This window comes from Ancalomicrobiaceae bacterium S20 (genome assembly GCA_040269895.1).
Taxonomy (GTDB): domain Bacteria; phylum Pseudomonadota; class Alphaproteobacteria; order Rhizobiales; family Ancalomicrobiaceae; genus Methyloraptor; species Methyloraptor flagellatus.
This window is the reverse complement of record CP158568.1, coordinates 3,064,478-3,081,350: the sequence shown is the minus strand read 5'-3', so window position 1 is coordinate 3,081,350 and position 16,873 is coordinate 3,064,478. Positions and strand designations below refer to the sequence as shown.

Sequence of the window (16,873 nt, the reverse complement as noted above, 5' to 3'; positions counted from 1 at the left end):
GTCTGATTCGGTTCGGGAGATGAGGGGGGCGGCGGCCGGCGCTCGCCGGGGCGGGTGCGCGGGCGGTCGATCAGTTCGAGCCGGAGCGCGGCCGTATGGGCACGATCCTCGGTGCGCTCGACCTCGCGGCCGGTGCGCTCGACATAGTCGATATGGGCATGGGCTGCGGCCTCGGCGCGGTCGCCGTCGCCGGCGAGGATCGCCTCGGCGATGGCGCGATGCTGGTCGAGCAGCGCCTCGCGCACGTTCGGGCGGTCGAACATCCGCGCGCGGTGGGTGAAGACGCCGTCGGCGATCAGCCGATAGCAGGACCGCAGCGTATGGAGCAGCACGATGTTGTGCGCGGCCTCGCCGATCCGCATGTGCAGGTCGAGATCGAGTTCGGCTTCCGCCTCCGCATCGCCGCGCTGGTGCGCCTCGACCATGGCCTCGATCGCCCGGCGCAGGATCTCACGGTCGCTGTCGGTGGCGCGCTCGGCCGCGAGCCGCGCCGACCAGCCCTCGATCTCGCGGCGGAACTCGAAATAGTCGGCGACCGCCTGGCCGTGGCGCTGGATCAGATCGACCAACGGTTCGGAGAACACCGTGCCGGCGACATCGGCGAGGAAGGTGCCTTCGCCGTGGCGTGACACGATCAGCCCCCGGCCTTCGAGCACCGACAGGGCCTCGCGCAGGATCGGCCGCGACACGTCGAGATCGGCGGCGAGATCGCGCTCGGGCGGCAGCCGATCGCCGGGTCTGAGGATCCCTTGCAGGATCAGCACCTCGAGCCGGTCGACGACCGCGTCGGCGGTGCGGCTGTGGCTGATCTTCTCGAACACCATCGGACGGCACACCTGAGGGTCGGCGATTGCCTCGGGCCGCGGGCGGAGCGGGACGGAACGTCGTCACCACCGCTCTCGGACCGCGCGACGATAGGCGTGCCGTCGCCGGTGGTCAAATTTCTTGGCCACTCAGGTGTCGATCGCTCGGGTGCGCCCGCGCAATGGCCCACCATCGCCCCGGCCGGGCCCGTGCTCGCGACCTTTCGCCGACGACAGCGCGATTCCGCTTCGGCGCGAAACCCATTATGCATGTCGCCATGCTCGGGCGACGCTGTCGTCGCCGATCCGGAGACCCGACCTTCATGGACCAGACCGCTGCTCCGCCTCCCGGTTCGCGCGCCTTCGAGCCGCATCCGCTTCGCGGCGCGGTGCTCGGCGAGATCCATGCCCGGCCGTTCCGGCTCGTCTCGCCGCCGCGCGTGTTCCTGCATTATGCCTTCGAGGTCGTGCGCGGCGCTTCCAAGCCGGATCGCGTGTTCTTCGACGGCCTGTGTCGCGCGCAGGGCCAGGCCGGGCCGGGGCCCTCGGCGCGCCATCACGTGATCGGCTTCGGTCCGGGCACGCTGAAGTGGGAGCGCCACGCCGAGTTCACGACCTATTCCTGGGATGGTCCGCTCGCGGCCGCGGCTGGCGAGGGCGGGCGGGGCCCCGGCCTCTCCGTGCTCGGTCAGGAGCCGATCGGCCATCCGTTCGGCGCGGAATTCGTGCCGCCGGGGCCGCTGCTCGTCGCCGTGCGGCTCGACCTCGTGCCGCATCCGGGCGACCTCGCCGAGGCGGTCGCGCTGTTCGATCCGACCAGCCTGTGCGTGGCGCATTGCTACGGCGAGAGCGCGATCGCGATCACCGACTTCCGCCAGGACGGCGACGGCCGGACGCGCATTCTCGTGCTCGACCGCGGGCTCAATGCCCAGCAGGCGGGTGCGCTGGTGCAGCGGCTGCTCGAGATCGAGACCTATCGGACGCTGGCACTGCTCGGCCTGCCCGAGGCGCAGCGCGTCGGGCCGGAGGTGCGTCGCATCGAGCGCGATCTGGTCGACATCAACGGTCAGATCCGTGCCTCGAATGGGCTCGAGGCCAATCGCAAGCTGCTCGACGACATCTCGAAGCTGACCGCCGACCTCGGCGCCGTCGCGGCCGAGACCTCGTATCGGTTCGGCGCCTCGCGCGCCTATGACGAAATCGTCCACGACCGCCTGAAGGCGATCCACGAGGGGCACGTCCCCGGCTACGGCACCTGGTCGAGCTTCCTCGATCGCCGCACCGGTCCGGCCATGCGCACGGTGCGCATGACCGGCGACCGCATGGAGGATCTGTCGGAGAAGCTCGCCCGCGCCGCGCAGCTGCTGCGCACCCGCGTCGACATCGATCTCGAACAGCAGAACCGCGACCTGCTCGAATCGATGAACCGCCGCGCCCGCCAGCAGCTCCGCCTGCAGCAGACCGTCGAGGGGCTCTCGGTCGCGGCGATCAGCTATTACGTGATCGGACTGGTCGGCTACCTGTTCAAGGCGATCAAGGAGATCGGCCACCTGCCGTTCGATCCGCTGGTGGCGACCGGCCTTGCGGTCCCGGTCGTGCTGCTGCTGGTCTGGTGGGTGGTGCGCAGTATCCGCGCCGCCCACGGCGACGAACACTGATCGGATGCGGCCGCGCGGCCGCATCCCGGAACGCCCTTCCTGAAACAAGAAGGCCGGGCTTGCGGCCCGGCCTTCCTCGGATCACGCGTTCGCGCAGATCACTTCTTCTTGCCGTCCGCGCCGAACTGGCCGAGGTAGGCGATCACGTCCTCGATGTCCTGGTCCTTGTTCAGGCCCACGAACGACATCTTGGTGTCGGCGACATAGGCCTTCGGGTTCTTCAGCCAGGTGGTCAGATCGGCTTCGGTCCAGTCACCGCCCTTGGCCTTCAGGCCGGCCGAATAGCCGGTGTAGGCGGCGATGCTGGCCTTCGGGCGGCCGATGATACCGTTCAGCTCCGGACCGACCTTGTTCGCGGCGCCTTCGCCGACGGCATGGCAGGCCTTGCACTTGTTGAAGACCTTCTCGCCGTCGCCGGCATTGCCGGCCGCGAAAGCCTGACCGGCCATGGCCACGAACCCGAGCGCGGCCAGAACGACAACCTTCTTCATAGTTCACTCCCGTAGGCGTTGACGGATGGGACGTTGTTGTTTCGCCCGACGTCCCTGTTCTCACGCGATCGCTAGATAGCACGAAAACGGAGCCCGCCCGACCCACGCGACAATTCGCAGCAGCCGGGCGCACCCCTACCTTAGACTATTCGGCGGCGGTGGATTGCTCGTTGTTCCCCGACAACAAAAGGTGATCGAGGCCGCGGTCCCAGTAGGGCTGGGGGCCATAGAGCTGGGCCAGATAATCGATGAACACCCGCACCTTGGCCGGCAGGAAGCGTCGGGTCGGGTAGACGGCGTGGACCGCGACATGGCGCGAGGCCCGGTAGCCCGGCATGACCACGACCAGCCGCCCGGCCGCGAGTTCCGGGCCGATGTCCCAGGTCGAACGCAGCGCGATCCCGAGGCCGGAGAGCAGGGCCTCGCGCACGACCTCGCTCGAATTGGTGTGGATCGGCCCGACCGGCCTGAACGCCACCGCGCCGGCCGGTCCTTCGAGGCGCCAATGATCCTGCGGTGCCGCGGCGAGGCAGACGTGGCCGGCGAGGTCGTCGACCGTGCGCGGCACGCCGCGCTCGGCGATATACTCCGGCGTCGCGCAGAGCACCCGGTGGATCGGCGCCAGCCGTCGCGCGACCAGACTCGAATCGGACAGCTCGGCAATGCGGATGGCGAGATCGAAGCCATTGCCGACAATGTCGACGAAGGCGTCGTCGAGATCGAGATGCACGGCGAGGTCGGGGTTCTGCTTCAGGAACGGCCCGAGATGCGGCGCGATGTGCAGGCGTCCGAACGAGGTCGGCGCGGAGATCTTGAGCGTGCCGTGGGCGAGCGCCGAGCGGCGCGACACGAACGCTTCGGCCTCGTCGATCGAGGCGAGAATCGCCACCACCCGCTCGTAGAAGCCCTGGCCGGCCTCGGTCAGCGAGATCTGCCGGGTCGTGCGTTGGAGCAGGCGCGTGCCGAGCCGGTCCTCGAGCCGGCGCAGGCGCTTCGACACAACGGCGGGTGAGAGGCCCATCTCACGCCCGGCCGCCGACATCGATCCGGCGCCGACGACCCGGGCGAAGATCTCCATATCCACGAATTCGCTCATGCTCGCCTTGCTCCGCGGCGGCCGGCGAAGAGGGAAAACCGAGGCGGCTTCCGTATCGTCGACGGCGGTTTACTGTCGCCTACGCAAGAGAACGCCGGCAAGATCACTTCCGAACATGCCCGGTGGCGGAAAAAGTGATTGGCCCCCGAGGGCAGCCGGGCTGTGTGGATGATGTGGTAAAAATTTCGGACCACTGCTAGGGTGCCGCGCAAGTCGACATGCCGATACGAGACGACCGATCGTGGCGCGGGCCGCGATTTGGATCGCCAGGGAAGCGAGGCCGAGACGCCATGACCACTCTCGCCATGCCGGAGCCGAATGCCGTGGTGCTGTCGCGCCGCGCCGAGATCGTCGCCGCCTTGCGCGCGATCGTGCCGGGCGAGGGCGTCATTGCCGACGAACGCGGCATGCGGCCCTACGAATCGGACGGCCTGACCGCCTATGCGCAGTTGCCGATGGTCGTCGTCCTGCCCGAGACGACGGCCCAGGTTGCCGCGATCTTGCAGTATTGCCACGCCAACGGCATCCGCGTGGTGCCGCGCGGCGCTGGTACCTCGCTGTCGGGCGGCGCGCTGCCGCTCGCCGACGGCGTGCTCCTGTCGATGATGAAGTTCAACCGCGTGCTCGACATCGACTTCGCCAACCGCGCCGCGGTGGTGCAGCCGGGCGTCACCAATCTCGGCATCACCCGCGCTGTCGAACACGCCGGCTTCTATTACGCGCCCGATCCCTCGTCGCAGATCGCCTGTTCGATCGGCGGCAATGTCGCGGAGAATTCCGGCGGCGTGCACTGCCTGAAATACGGCCTGACCGCCAACAACGTGCTCGGCGTCGAACTCGTCACCATCGAGGGCGAGATCGTCCGTCTCGGCGGCAAGCATCTCGATGCCGAGGGCTACGACCTGCTCGGCGTCATCGTCGGCTCGGAGGGTCTGCTCGGCGTCGTGACCGAAGTGACGGTCCGGCTGCTGCGCGCCCCGGAATCGGCGCGCGCGGTGCTGATCGGCTTCCATTCGAGCGAGGCGGCCGGCCAGTGCGTCGCCGAGATCATCGCGGCCGGCATCATTCCGGGCGGCATGGAGATGATGGACCGGCCGGCGATCCACGCGGCAGAAGACTTCGTCCACGCCGGCTATCCGCGCGACGCCGAGGCGCTGATGATCGTCGAGCTCGACGGCCCGCCGGTCGAGGTCGCGCACCTGATCGAGCGTGTCGAGGCGATCGCGCTGAAGAACGGTGCCTTCGAGTGCCGGATCTCGACCAGCGACGCCGAGCGCCTGACCTTCTGGGCCGGCCGCAAGGCCGCGTTCCCGGCCGTCGGCCGCATCTCGCCCGACTACTACTGCATGGACGGCACGATCCCGCGCCGGGAACTGCCGAAAGTGCTGGCGCGCATGCGCGAGCTCTCGGAGCACTACGGCCTCGGCTGCGCCAACGTCTTCCACGCCGGTGACGGCAACCTGCATCCGCTGATCCTCTACGACGCCAACATCCCCGGCGAGTTGGAAAAGGCGGAGGCCTTCGGCGCCGACATCCTGCGGCTCTGCGTCGAGGTCGGCGGCGTCCTGACCGGCGAGCACGGCGTCGGCGTCGAGAAGCGCGACCTGATGCCGGAAATGTTCGCCGAAGCCGATCTCGACCAGCAGATCCGGCTCAAATGCGCCTTCGACCAGGACCACCTGCTCAATCCGGGCAAGGTGTTCCCGAACCTGCATCGCTGCGCCGAACTCGGCCGCATGCATGTCCACGCCGGCGCGACGCGCTTCCCCGATCTGCCGCGGTTCTGAGCGAGGCGACCATGACCGAGCACCATCGCCCGGAGACGACCGACGCGGTCCGCGCCATCATCCGCGACGCGGTCGCGGCCCGCACGCCGCTCGAAGTCGTCGGCCGCGGCACCAAGCGCGGCCTCGGCCGGCCCGTTCAGGCCGCAGCCGTGCTCGACACGACCGGGCTCGCCGGCATCGCGCTCTACGAGCCGGACGAACTCGTGCTGCAGGCCGGGCCCGGCACGCCGCTCGCCGAGATCGAGGCGCTTGCCGCCGCCCATGGCCAGGAACTCGCCTTCGAGCCGGCCGACTACGGCCCGCTCTATGGTCTGCCCGCCGGCCAGGGCACGTTCGGCGGCGCGATCGGCGTCAACATCGCCGGCCCGCGCCGGCTCTCCAAGGGCGCCGCGCGCGACCACATCCTCGGCATCACGGCGGTGACGGGCGGCGGCGAGGTATTCAAGTCCGGCGGCCGGGTGGTGAAGAACGTCACCGGCTACGATCTCGCCAAGCTGCTGACCGGCGCCCATGGCACACTCGGCGTGCTGACCTCGATCACCTGCAAGATCCTGCCGCGCCCCGAGACCAGCACGACCATCATCGTCGCCGGTCTCGACGATGCCCGTGCGGCCGAGGCGATGAGCGCGGCGATGGGGTCGCCGACCGAGGTTTCCGCCGCCGCGCATCTGCCGGCCCCGGCGGCGGCCGGTATCGCCGAGGTCGCGGGCCTCGGCCGCGCCGCGACCTGTCTGCGCCTCGAAGGCATCCCGGTCTCGGTCGCCGAGCGCGCCGACCGCCTGTCGAAGCTGCTCGCGCCGTTCGGAACCGTCGCCCGCCTCGCCGAGGAACCATCGAAGCGGCTCTGGACGGCGATCCGCGACGTGCGGCCGTTCTGGCCGACGGCCGGCGCAACCGAGGACACCGCGCCCTTGCTCTGGCGCCTGTCGCTCGCCCCGATGGCCGGCGCTGTCGCCGTCGCCGCGGTCCGGGCTCGGCTGCCGGGCGCGGAGGCGTTCTACGATTGGCAGGGCGGCCTCGTCTGGCTCGCCGTGCCGGCCGACACGCCGGACGCCGGCGCCGCGATCGTGCGCGCCGCGGTCCGCGCGGCCGGCGGCGGTCACGCGACGTTGGTCCGCGCCCCGGCCGCGGTTCGGGCGACGGTGGCGGTGTTCGAGCCGCAGTCCGCGGCGCTCGCCGCGCTGTCGGCCCGCGTGCGCCAAGCCTTCGATCCCGAGACCATCCTCAATCCCGGCCGCATGGCGGCGAGCAACTGAGCGACCGATGCGGACCTCTTTCTCCCTCGCGCAACTGGCCGATCCGGCGACCGCCGAAGCCGAGAAGATCCTGCGCAAGTGCGTGCATTGCGGCTTTTGCACGGCCACCTGCCCGACCTTCGCGCTGCTCGGCGACGAACTCGACAGCCCGCGCGGTCGCATCTACCTGATCAAGGACATGCTCGAGAACGACCGGCCGGCCGACGCCGAGACGGTCAAGCATGTCGATCGCTGCCTCTCCTGCCTGTCGTGCATGACGACCTGCCCCTCAGGTGTGCACTACATGCATCTGGTCGACCATGCGCGCGTCCATATCGAGCGCACCTATCGGCGCCCGCTCGCCGACCGGCTGATGCGAGGCCTGCTCGCCAACGTGCTGCCGCATCGCGGCCGGTTCCGGCTGGCGCTGCTCGGCGCCTTCTATGGCCGGCTCGCCGCGCCGGTCTTGAAACACGTGCCGCGGATCGGCCCGAAGCTCGCCGCCATGCTGCGGCTCGCGCCGAACCGCCTCGCCGGCCGCTCGCGGTTGGAGCGGCCCGGCAGCCACCGGCCGGCCGGGACCGCGAAGCCGCGCGCCCGCGTCGCGCTCCTGACCGGCTGCGCCCAGCCGGTGCTGCGGCCGGAGATCAACGAGGCGACGGTCCGGCTGCTGACGAGGCTCGGCATCGAGGTCGTGGTCGCCGGCGAGGGCTGCTGCGGCTCGCTCGAGCACCACATGGGTCGCGAGCACGGCGCCCACGCCCGCGCCGCCGATGCCATCGAACGCTGGTGGCGCGAGACGCGCGAGGGCGGCGGCGCCGGTCTCGACGCGGTCATCGTCACCGCCTCGGGCTGCGGCACGACGATCAAGGACTACGGCTTCATGTTCCGCGACGACGCGGCGCTGAAGGACAAGGCGGCCGCGGTCTCGGCGCTGGCGAAGGACATCACCGAGTTCCTCGCCGGCCTCGACCTGCCGGAGCCGGTGGTCGCGCCCGAGATCGCCGGGGGGCTGACGGTCGCCTATCACTCGGCCTGCTCGATGCAGCACGGCCAGAAGATCACCCACGCGCCGAAGGACCTGCTCGCCAAGGCCGGTTTCGTGGTCAAGGATCCGCCCGAGGGGCACCTCTGCTGCGGCTCGGCCGGCACCTACAACATCCTGCAGCCCGAACTCGCCACCCGCCTGCGCGATCGCAAGCTCGATAACATCGCGCGCGCCGCGCCCGATCTGATCGCGGCCGGCAACATCGGCTGCATGACGCAGCTCGCGACCGGGACGGATACGCCGATCCTGCACACGGTCGAACTCCTGGACTGGGCCTGGGGCGGTCCGGATCCGCGCGGCTGAGCCCCGCCGATCGGGCGAGAACGGTTGCAACGTCATCGGGATGATCCCCGAGCGCAAACATTCCGGCTTGCCAAAGCGAGCAAACGTGTCACTCTGCCGCATAAGAGGAAACACTAGGTCGTCACCTCAACGGCGATCAGGAGGAAGACATGTCTGGATTTGCCGGCGATCATCGCGGAATTAAATCGATTAACTCAGACGTTAAATCGATTGATTCCGGGCCGAAGGTCCGGGCGCTGACTGTCGACGACATTTCGGCCGCGCTCTCCGCGGGCATGCGAGACTTCCGTGCCGCGCCGACCTTCGGCTTGATCTTCGGCGGCATCTATGCCGTCGGCGGCATCACCATCTTCGAGACGGCGACCAGTCTCGATCTCGGCTTTCTGGTCTACCCGCTCGCCGCCGGCTTCGCGCTGATCGCCCCGCTCGTCGCGGTCGCGCTCTACGAGGTCAGCCGCCTGCTCGAGCGCGGCGAGACGCCGACCTGGGATCGCGTGCTCGCCGCCATCCCGCACCACGGCGGCCGTGAACTCGGCTACATGGCGCTGGTCGCGGTGTTCGGCCTGATCGGCTGGGTCTATGCCGCCGGCTTCATCTACGCGCTGTTCTTCGGCGTCCGTCCGGTCGAGTTCGGCGATTTTCTCAGCGCGGTGGTCTCCACCCCGCAGGGCATCGCCTTCCTGCTGGTCGGCAATCTGGTCGGCGCGCTGATCTCCGCGGTCCTGTTCGCGGTCAGCTGCGTGTCCTATCCGATGCTGATCGACCGCGACGTCGATTTCGTCACTGCCATGATCACCTCGATCCGCGCGGTGGTGGCGAGCCCCGGCCCGATGGCCGGCTGGGCGATTTTCATAGCGGCCATGCTCGCAATCGCCATCCTGCCGATGTTCCTCGGCCTGTTCTTCGTGCTGCCGCTGCTTGGCCATGCGACTTGGCACGTCTATCGTCGGGCGGTCGAATCCTGATCCGCCCGAGGTTTGAGCCGGAATGATCGCATTGAGACCGTCGGTCGAGGCCGACATTCCGGCTATTGCCGCCATCTACGACCGGGCCGTGCTGACCGGTCTCGCCTCCTTCGAAGTCGATCCGCCCGGCGTGGCCGAAATGGCCCGGCGCCGGGCTGCCGTTCTGGCGGCCGGCTACCCGCATATCGTCGCGGTCGAGGGCGACGAATGCCTCGGCTACGCCTATGCGAGCGCCTATCGCACGCGTCCCGCCTATCGCTTCACGGTCGAGAATTCGGTCTATGTCGCCGAGGCCGCGCGGGGCCGCGGCGTCGGGCGCCTGCTGATCGAGCGCCTCGTTAGCGACTGCACCGCGCTCGGCTACCGCCAGATGATCGCGGTGATTGGCGACAGCGGCAACGCCGCCTCGATCGGCCTGCATGCCGCCTGCGGCTTCGTCGAGGTCGGGCGCATGACCGCGATCGGCTTCAAGTTCGGCCGCTGGGTCGACAGCGTGCTGATGCAGCGCCCGCTCGGAGAAGGGCAGGGCACACCGCTGCCGGTCGAGGCCGCGCCGGATCTGCACCGTCGGCCGGCCGGCTGAAAGGACGGGGCGGTGAACCGCTCACCACCCGACCGTGTCGCCGAAACGGCCGAGCGGACGCCGGCGAGCGTGGATCCGCGCGCCGGCCGGATTCTTGGATCTCAGATCACGATCACCTTGGTGCCGACCTTCACGCGGCCGTAGAGATCGGTGACGTCCTCGTTGCGCATGCGGATGCAGCCCGAGGAGACCGACTGGCCGATGGTCCAGGGCTCGTTGGAGCCGTGGATGCGGTATTCGGTCGAGCCGAGGTAGAGGGCACGGGCGCCGAGCGGGTTGTTCGGGCCGCCGTCCATGTGGCGCGGCAGATGCGGCTGGCGCTTCAGCATGGCGGCCGGCGGCGTCCAGTCCGGCCACTCGGCCTTGCGGGTGACGCGGTGTTCGCCCGCCCACTGGAAGCCGGGCCGCCCGACGCCGACGCCGTAGCGCCGCGCCTTGCCGCCTTCCTCGACCAGATAGAGATAGCGTTCCTCGGTGTTGACGATGATCGTGCCCGGCTTCTGCGGGCCGGTGTAGTCGATCACCGTGGGCAGGAACTTCGGATCCGGCTCGCGCTGCGACCGGCGGCTCGCGGCCGGGTCGATCGCGGCCTGGCGCTGGTAGCCGGGGTTGGCCGGCGCGGCCGCGGCCGGCGCCTGATACGGCGCCACCACGACCGGTCGGGCATAGCCCTCGGCACGGGAGTAGCTCTCGGAGCGAACATAGCGCGGCGGCGGCGTGGTCACTGCGATGGGCGCGCCCATCACGCTGTCGCGGTAGCGCGGCCGGAGCTGCATGATCCACGGCTCCGCCAGATCCGGCGAGAGCAGCACTGGCGGGCGCGGCGCATAGCGATCGTCGACGGTGCCGGCAGCCGCGGACAGGGGGGCGAGGCCGAGAAGGCCCACAACGAGAAACGCGCGATGGATCGTCATCGGTACAGGCTCGATCGCTGGAACAGAGGGCCGCGGCACGGGTCGTCTGGCCCGGGCGTGGTCTGGGAGCGAGAGTGACGGGGCGATGGCAACCGAATGGTGAACGCGCGCGGCTCGCCGATTCACCAATCCTCAAAAGGTTTCGTTATGGTTAGCGGCGGGTTCACGAGCATGGTGAACGCTGCGTTAGCGCCATCTATCATAATAGTGCCCCGCCATTCGCATATCGGGAACACTTCGTTAATGCCGCAAGGCTAACCATTGGAACATCAGAATTTTGGGCGCGGATGTCTCCCCATGGGCTCACGGAAAGTTTTCCGCATCGAATCGATCGCTCAGGGCGAGGGCAGGGTCAGTGCCGATCCGGCCGATGTCCGGCATCGCCAGCTCATGGCGGAACTGAAGGCCCTCAAGCAGTTGATCGCGCCGACCTCCGAGCTCAGCGAGCGCGGCATGGAGCAGATGCGCCGCGAGCATCAGGAGGCGATGAAGATCAAGGCCGAGATGGACCTGATCTACGAAGCGATCAATCGCACCAAGCGCGAGATCGCCACGCTGCACGTCTCCGGCTGCAACGGCCATGAACTGTCGCGCGTCACCGACGAACTCGACGCCGTCGTCGGCGGCACCGAAAACGCGACCGAAGTCATTCTCTCCGCAGCCGAGATCATCGACGACCGCGCCAACACGCTCGCTGCCAAGCTCAACGGCGACGATCAGGGTCTCGCCTCCGACATCCAGGAAAACATCATCCAGATCTTCGAAGCCTGCAACTTCCAGGATCTGACCGGCCAGCGCATCACCAAGGTCGTCAATACGCTGCGCTTCGTCGAGGAGCGTATCGTCAAGATGATGGACATCTGGGGCGGCGTCGACAGCTTCCGCGACATCGAGGTCGAGCTCGAACATCGCATGGGCGACCAGGCTCTGCTCAACGGTCCGGCGCTCGACGCCGACAAGAACATCGCCTCGCAGGACGACATCGACGCGCTGTTCGCCTGATCCGGCGAACATGCGGGCGCGCGCCGGCCAATGGCCGGGTCGCCGGCCGCGGAACCGGGTCGCACACGCGACCGCGCGGTGCTAAGCGGTTCCTCCGGGAGGAGGGACCATCCGATGATTGCCGAAGAACTGCCGCCCGGCCTGATCCGCGGAGACGATGGCCTGTGCCGCTGCGCCTGGCACGGCGGGCTCGCGGACTACCGTGATTATCACGATCGCGAATGGGGCCGGCCGGTCGCCGACGACCGCACGCTCTATGAAAAGCTCTGCCTCGAAGGTTTCCAGTCCGGGCTCTCCTGGCTGACGATCCTGCGCAAGCGGGAGAATTTCCGACGCGCCTTCGCCGGCTTCGAGCCGGAGGCGGTGGCGGCTTTCGGCGAGGCGGACGTCGAGCGGCTGGTCGCCGACGCCGGCATCGTGCGCCACCGCGGCAAGATCGTCTCGACCATCAACAATGCCCGCCGGGTTCTCGAACTGCGGAGCGAGGTCGGCTCGCTCGCCGCCTTCGTCTGGCGCTATCGGCCCGATCCGGCGTCGCGTCCGGCGGTCTGCGACTGGGCGACCCTGCGGACGCTCGGCAAGACGCCGGAGTCGATCGCGCTGTCCAAGGCCCTGTTGAAGCGCGGCTGGAGCTTCGTCGGCCCGACGACGGTCTATGCCTTCATGCAGTCGATGGGGCTCGTCAACGACCACGTCGAGGGTTGCGCGTTCCGCGCGGTCTGCGAGACCGAGCAGCAGGCTTTCGCGCCGCCGAAGTGAAGGCGCCTTCAGGGCGCCCGCGTTGTTCCTGGAATCAGTCCGAAAGCGCTGATCCGGCGCATATGCCGCAACGTAATATGATCGATGGTTACCGGGCACCTTGTCCGCCTTCGAGCGGCGCCCGGACGACGTCCTGACGGTCCGCCCCGATCGGCCGTTCAGCTTCAAGGGCCGCTTCCGGGAGGAAGCGGCCTCTTTTTTGCGCGCTGCGAGCGGTTCAGAGACCGGGTGCGAGCCGAGCCTCGAGCGCGTCGGCGAGCCGGTTCTGGTCCTGGAACACGTATTCGAGCGTCCGGACCGCCACCACCGGCGCGCCTTCGGCGCGCAGCGCGGTCGCGACATCGGCGACGAGCTTCGTCGGCACATGCAGCGTCAGCATGCCGGCGCCGTCGCTCGATCCGAACGGCGACACTGTGCCGAACCGCGCCGCCGCGGCGGCCGCCTTCGATCGGTCGGGCACATGCGCGCGCACCTCGCGGATCGACCGGGCGGTCGCCTCGGCGGCGACGCGGTCGAGGATCGCCCGCGCCTGTGCCCGCGCCGTCGCGCTCCAGTCGGCGGCGAGGCCGGCGACCAGATGCGCCTGGCTCTTCAGGATCACGCCGTCGGCGATGATCTTCAGGTTGTTGGCGGCGAGCGTCGAGCCGGTCGTGGTGATGTCGACGATCGCCTCCGCCGCGCCCGAGGCCGGCGCGCCCTCGGTCGCCCCGAGGCTCTCGACGATCCGGTAGTCGGAGATGCCGTGCTCGGCGAAGAAGCGTCGGGTCAGGTTGACGTATTTGGTTGCGACCCGGAGCTGGTGACCGTGGCGGCGGCGGAATTCGGCCGCGATGTCGGCGACGTCGGCCATGGCCGCCGTGTCGATCCAGGCCATCGGCACGGCAACGACCACGTCGGCGAAGCCGAAGCCGAGTTCGGTGACCAGATGCACCTTTTCGGCGAAGCCCGGGATCGTCTCCTGCACGAGATCGAGGCCGGTGACGCCGAAATGCACGTTGCCGCTGGCGATCTCCTTGGTGATCTCGGAGGCCGACAGGAACGCGACTTCGACGCCCGGCAGGCCCCCCAGCTGGCCGCGATAGTTGCGGGCGCCGCCGGGCTGCAGCACCGGCAGGCCGGCGCGCTTGAAGAACTCGTTGGTGTTCTCCTGCAGCCGGCCCTTGGACGGAATTCCGATGACGAGGTTGGTCTCGCTCACGAGCGGCCTCCTTCGCGGCCGTAGCCCTCGACGCCGAGGCGATCGAGCCACATGGAGAAGCCGAGCGCCGGGATCGGCTGCCCGGCGCCGAGCCGTTCGAGCAGGCCGTCGTAGCGGCCGCCGCCGACGACCGGCTTGTCGTCGCCGCGCTCGGGATCGCGGATCTCGAAGATGAAGCCGGAGTAGTAGTCAAGGTGCCGGCCGAAATCGGCGGCGAAGCCGAGCGAACGCAGGTCGATGCCGCTGTCGATCAGCGCCTCGTTGCGGCGTACGAACAGGTCGATCGCGGGATCGATCGTGAGCCCCGCCTCGCGCGCGAACCGCTCCAGATGATCGGCCGCGACGTCCGGCGCACCCGCGATGTCGAGGAAGCGGGTCAGCACCCCGGCCTTCTCGGCCGAGAGCCCGCCGCCGCCGCCGAGCGTGGCCTGATCGAGGAAGCGTTCCGCGATCTCGTGCGCGGTGCGCGCGCCGACCGCCTTGATGCCGGCGATCGCCAGCAGATCCTCGACCACGGCCTGCGCGGCCTCGCGGTTCGCGCCCGCGATCGCGCCGAGGAAGCCGGCATGCTGCACGAGCTCGGAGCCGGCGCCACTACCGGCGAGCCGGGCGATCGCCTGATCCATGCGCGCCCGGTCGCCGAACACGGCGCGCAGGCGCCGCCGCCACGGCAGCGGCAGGTCGAGCCCTTCCATCACGGCGGTGAACAGACCCTCGTCGCCGAGCCGCACCTGCGGGTCGTCGACGCCGAACAGCGCGACTGCCTCGACCGCGAGCCGGAGCGCATCGGCATCCGCCGCGGCCGGATCGTCATTGCCGAACATCTCGATGCCGGCTTGCAGGAATTCGCCGGTCTCGCCGGGCCGCTGGCGAAAGACAGGGCCGAAATAGGCGAGGTTCGCCACCCGGCCGGCCTCGCCCTGCGCCAGATAATGCCGGCAGACCGGAATGGTGAAATCAGGCCGGAGGCACATCTCGCGGCCTTCGGCGTCCGCGGTCACGAACAGGCGCCGGCGGATGTCCTCACCGGCGGTGTCGAGGAACAGCTCGGCCGGCAGCAGGATCGCCGGCTCGACCATCTCCGCCTCGGCCTCTTCCTCGAACAGGCCGAGCAACTGCGCCGCCGGATCGGCGTCGGCCTCACCGGCCTCGCCGATGCCGAGCATGGCTTCGAGGTGCTCCGCGGTCTCGATGCCGGCGCCGGTCAGGATCTCGGCGAAACGGTCGGCGAGCGGATGGCGGCCGAGGAGGCGCGAGCCCCCCGCCATCGGTCCGGTCATGCTCTTCTTGGCCATGTCAGCCCCTCACCCCAACGATCGAGACGGGTTCGCCCTGTGCCCGGCCGCTCAGCGGTGCCGGCCGAGGATCTCGGTCACGGCGGCGACCAGCTCCATCTCCGGCACGGTCACCTGCGCCGGGCGGCTCTCGCGCCATTCCTTGTTGTCGGTGATGCCGGCCGCGAGCCGCTTGCCCTCGATCAGGTCCTTCAGCTGGACCACGCCCTGGGTGCGCTCGTCCGAACCCTGGATGATCACGCAGGGCGCATTGCGCCGGTCGGCGTATTTCATCTGCGCCTTCATGCCGGAGCCGCCGAGATAGAGTTCCGAGCGGATGCCGGCGGCGCGGAGTGTCGCGACCATGGCCTGGTAACGGCCGATCTCGGACTTGTCCATGACGAGCACGACGACCGGACCGACCTCTTCCGAGGCGCCGAGCAGGCCCTTGAGCTTCAAGGCCGAGAGCAGCCGCGACACGCCGATCGAGAAGCCCGTCGCCGGCACGCTCTCGCCGAGGAAACGCGACACGAGCCCGTCGTAGCGTCCGCCGCCCGCGACCGAGCCGAAGCGCACGATCTGGCCGTCCTCGTTCGGCACCTCGAAGGTCAGCTCCGCCTCGTAGACCGGGCCGGTGTAGTATTCGAGGCCACGAATGGTTTCTGCCGAAATTCGGATGCGCTTTGAGCCATATCCGGACGCTCTGGTCAGTCGAACGATATCCCTGAGTTCCGAAATCCCTTCGCGCCCGGCTTGAGTGGAGCCAACGATCGCCTCCCAATTATCAAGGAGAAGGTCCGTGTCGTAGTACATGACCGCCCCGGGAGGGTTCCACGACACGGGCGCTGCGAGGCGTTGTGGATCGTGGTATCCAATGAACTCATCATCGCCCGGCGCGTCAGGGTTCTTCCGAGAAGACCAAGCCTCGCCAACGCCGCCGACGAACGACAATACCTTGTTGGCCGCGTCGTCGGACAACCCCGCGCCTTTGGTGAAATCGCCCGACTCGTCCAGGCGACCCTCGCGCAGCAGCTTGAACACACCGTCTGTGCCGAACTTGTCGAGCTTGTCGATGGCTCGGAACACAGCTAGCCGCGTTTTGGCGTGCTCGTCACCGCCCAGACCGATCGCCTCCATCAGTCCGTCGAGCACCTTGCGATTGTTCACCTTGACGACGAAGTCGCCGCGCTTCAGCCCGAGTTTTTCAAGCGTGTCGGCGGCCATCATGCAGATCTCGGCATCGGCGGCGACCGACGGTGCGCCGACCGTATCGGCGTCGAACTGCATGAACTGGCGGAAGCGGCCCGGGCCGGGCTTCTCGTTGCGGAATACCCAGCCGGCGCGATAGCTGCGATAGGGCTTCGGCAGCCGCTCGTAGTTCTCCGCCACGTAGCGGGCGAGCGGCGCGGTCAGGTCGTAGCGTAAGGAGAGCCACTGCTCGTCGTCGTCCTGGAACGAGAACACGCCCTCGTTCGGGCGATCCTGATCGGGCAGGAACTTGCCGAGCGCGTCGGTATATTCGACGAGCGGCGTCTCGACCGGCTCGAAGCCGTAGAGCTCGTAGGTCTCGCGGATGACGGCGAGCATCTTCTCGGCCGTCTTGATCTCGTGCGGCGCGCGATCCACGAAGCCGCGTGGAAGCCGAGCCTTGAGCCTGTCGACGGACGCCATTGTCTTGAACCCTGATCGCAAACGGGCGGATGCCCTCGATTTTCCGGCCTTATGACCGGGCAGGGGGTTCGTAGACGAATGATGGG

14 protein-coding genes and 1 pseudogene are annotated in these 16,873 nt (G+C 68.8%); 8 read left to right on the top strand and 7 right to left on the bottom strand.

The features are described from left to right. Positions 1-158: 158 nt before the first annotated feature. A pseudogene (locus ABS361_14030) lies at positions 159-824 on the bottom strand (FadR/GntR family transcriptional regulator). Between the two features lie 302 nt (positions 825-1,126). On the opposite strand from ABS361_14030, the gene ABS361_14025 reads away from it, so the two are divergent. Continuing rightward, complete coding sequence (locus ABS361_14025; protein ID XBY43215.1) at positions 1,127-2,461, top strand: DUF3422 domain-containing protein; 1,335 nt, start codon at positions 1,127-1,129, stop codon at positions 2,459-2,461. 98 nt (positions 2,462-2,559) lie between these two features. Here the strand turns inward: ABS361_14025 and ABS361_14020 are convergent, their stop codons facing one another. Continuing rightward, positions 2,560-2,952: a cytochrome c family protein gene (locus ABS361_14020; GenBank protein ID XBY43214.1), complete on the bottom strand. Its 393-nt coding sequence runs from the start codon at positions 2,950-2,952 to the stop codon at positions 2,560-2,562. A 145-nt stretch (positions 2,953-3,097) separates the two neighbouring features. Next, a complete protein-coding gene (locus ABS361_14015) occupies positions 3,098-4,048 on the bottom strand; it encodes a LysR family transcriptional regulator (GenBank protein XBY43213.1) in 951 nt (316 codons plus the stop codon). A gap of 290 nt (positions 4,049-4,338) precedes the next feature. Here ABS361_14015 and ABS361_14010 point away from each other — a divergent pair, with 290 nt between their 5' ends. The 5 genes from ABS361_14010 (at position 4,339) to ABS361_13990 (ending at position 9,969) form a co-directional block, all read left to right on the top strand. After that, positions 4,339-5,835, top strand: a complete 1,497-nt coding sequence (locus ABS361_14010) for an FAD-linked oxidase C-terminal domain-containing protein (protein XBY43212.1) — start codon at positions 4,339-4,341, stop codon at positions 5,833-5,835. 11 nt (positions 5,836-5,846) lie between these two features. Then, positions 5,847-7,091, top strand: a complete 1,245-nt coding sequence (locus tag ABS361_14005; protein XBY43211.1) for an FAD-binding protein — start codon at positions 5,847-5,849, stop codon at positions 7,089-7,091. Positions 7,092-7,098: 7 nt separating this feature from the next. Beyond that, positions 7,099-8,421 carry a glycolate oxidase subunit GlcF gene (glcF, locus tag ABS361_14000; GenBank protein ID XBY43210.1) on the top strand — a complete coding sequence of 441 codons (1,323 nt, stop codon included), beginning with the start codon at positions 7,099-7,101 and terminating at the stop codon, positions 8,419-8,421. Between the two features lie 149 nt (positions 8,422-8,570). Beyond that, positions 8,571-9,386: a DUF2189 domain-containing protein gene (locus ABS361_13995; GenBank protein XBY43209.1), complete on the top strand. Its 816-nt coding sequence runs from the start codon at positions 8,571-8,573 to the stop codon at positions 9,384-9,386. Between the two features lie 22 nt (positions 9,387-9,408). Further along, positions 9,409-9,969 carry an N-acetyltransferase family protein gene (locus ABS361_13990; protein ID XBY43208.1) on the top strand — a complete coding sequence of 187 codons (561 nt, stop codon included), beginning with the start codon at positions 9,409-9,411 and terminating at the stop codon, positions 9,967-9,969. Positions 9,970-10,070: 101 nt separating this feature from the next. Here the strand turns inward: ABS361_13990 and ABS361_13985 are convergent, their stop codons facing one another. Then, entirely contained in the window at positions 10,071-10,883 is an 813-nt protein-coding gene (locus ABS361_13985) for a L,D-transpeptidase (protein ID XBY43207.1), read from the bottom strand. A gap of 297 nt (positions 10,884-11,180) precedes the next feature. On the opposite strand from ABS361_13985, the gene ABS361_13980 reads away from it, so the two are divergent. Beyond that, positions 11,181-11,885: a protein phosphatase CheZ gene (locus tag ABS361_13980; GenBank protein XBY43206.1), complete on the top strand. Its 705-nt coding sequence runs from the start codon at positions 11,181-11,183 to the stop codon at positions 11,883-11,885. Between the two features lie 114 nt (positions 11,886-11,999). Next, on the top strand, positions 12,000-12,644 hold the full coding sequence (locus ABS361_13975) for a DNA-3-methyladenine glycosylase I (protein XBY43205.1): 645 nt from the start codon (positions 12,000-12,002) through the stop codon (positions 12,642-12,644). A 217-nt stretch (positions 12,645-12,861) separates the two neighbouring features. On the opposite strand, the gene hisG is transcribed toward ABS361_13975, so the two are convergent. Genes hisG through hisS form a run of 3 tightly spaced genes read right to left on the bottom strand, consistent with a single transcriptional unit; the run spans position 12,862 to position 16,787 of the window. Then, positions 12,862-13,842 carry an ATP phosphoribosyltransferase gene (gene hisG / locus ABS361_13970; protein ID XBY43204.1) on the bottom strand — a complete coding sequence of 327 codons (981 nt, stop codon included), beginning with the start codon at positions 13,840-13,842 and terminating at the stop codon, positions 12,862-12,864. After that, positions 13,839-15,137 carry an ATP phosphoribosyltransferase regulatory subunit gene (locus ABS361_13965; protein XBY43203.1) on the bottom strand — a complete coding sequence of 433 codons (1,299 nt, stop codon included), beginning with the start codon at positions 15,135-15,137 and terminating at the stop codon, positions 13,839-13,841. Before ABS361_13965 ends, hisG begins: the two co-directional genes overlap by 4 nt. A gap of 51 nt (positions 15,138-15,188) precedes the next feature. Then, positions 15,189-16,787, bottom strand: coding sequence for a histidine--tRNA ligase (hisS, locus tag ABS361_13960; GenBank protein XBY43202.1), 1,599 nt, complete (start codon positions 16,785-16,787; stop codon positions 15,189-15,191). Positions 16,788-16,873: the final 86 nt, after the last annotated feature.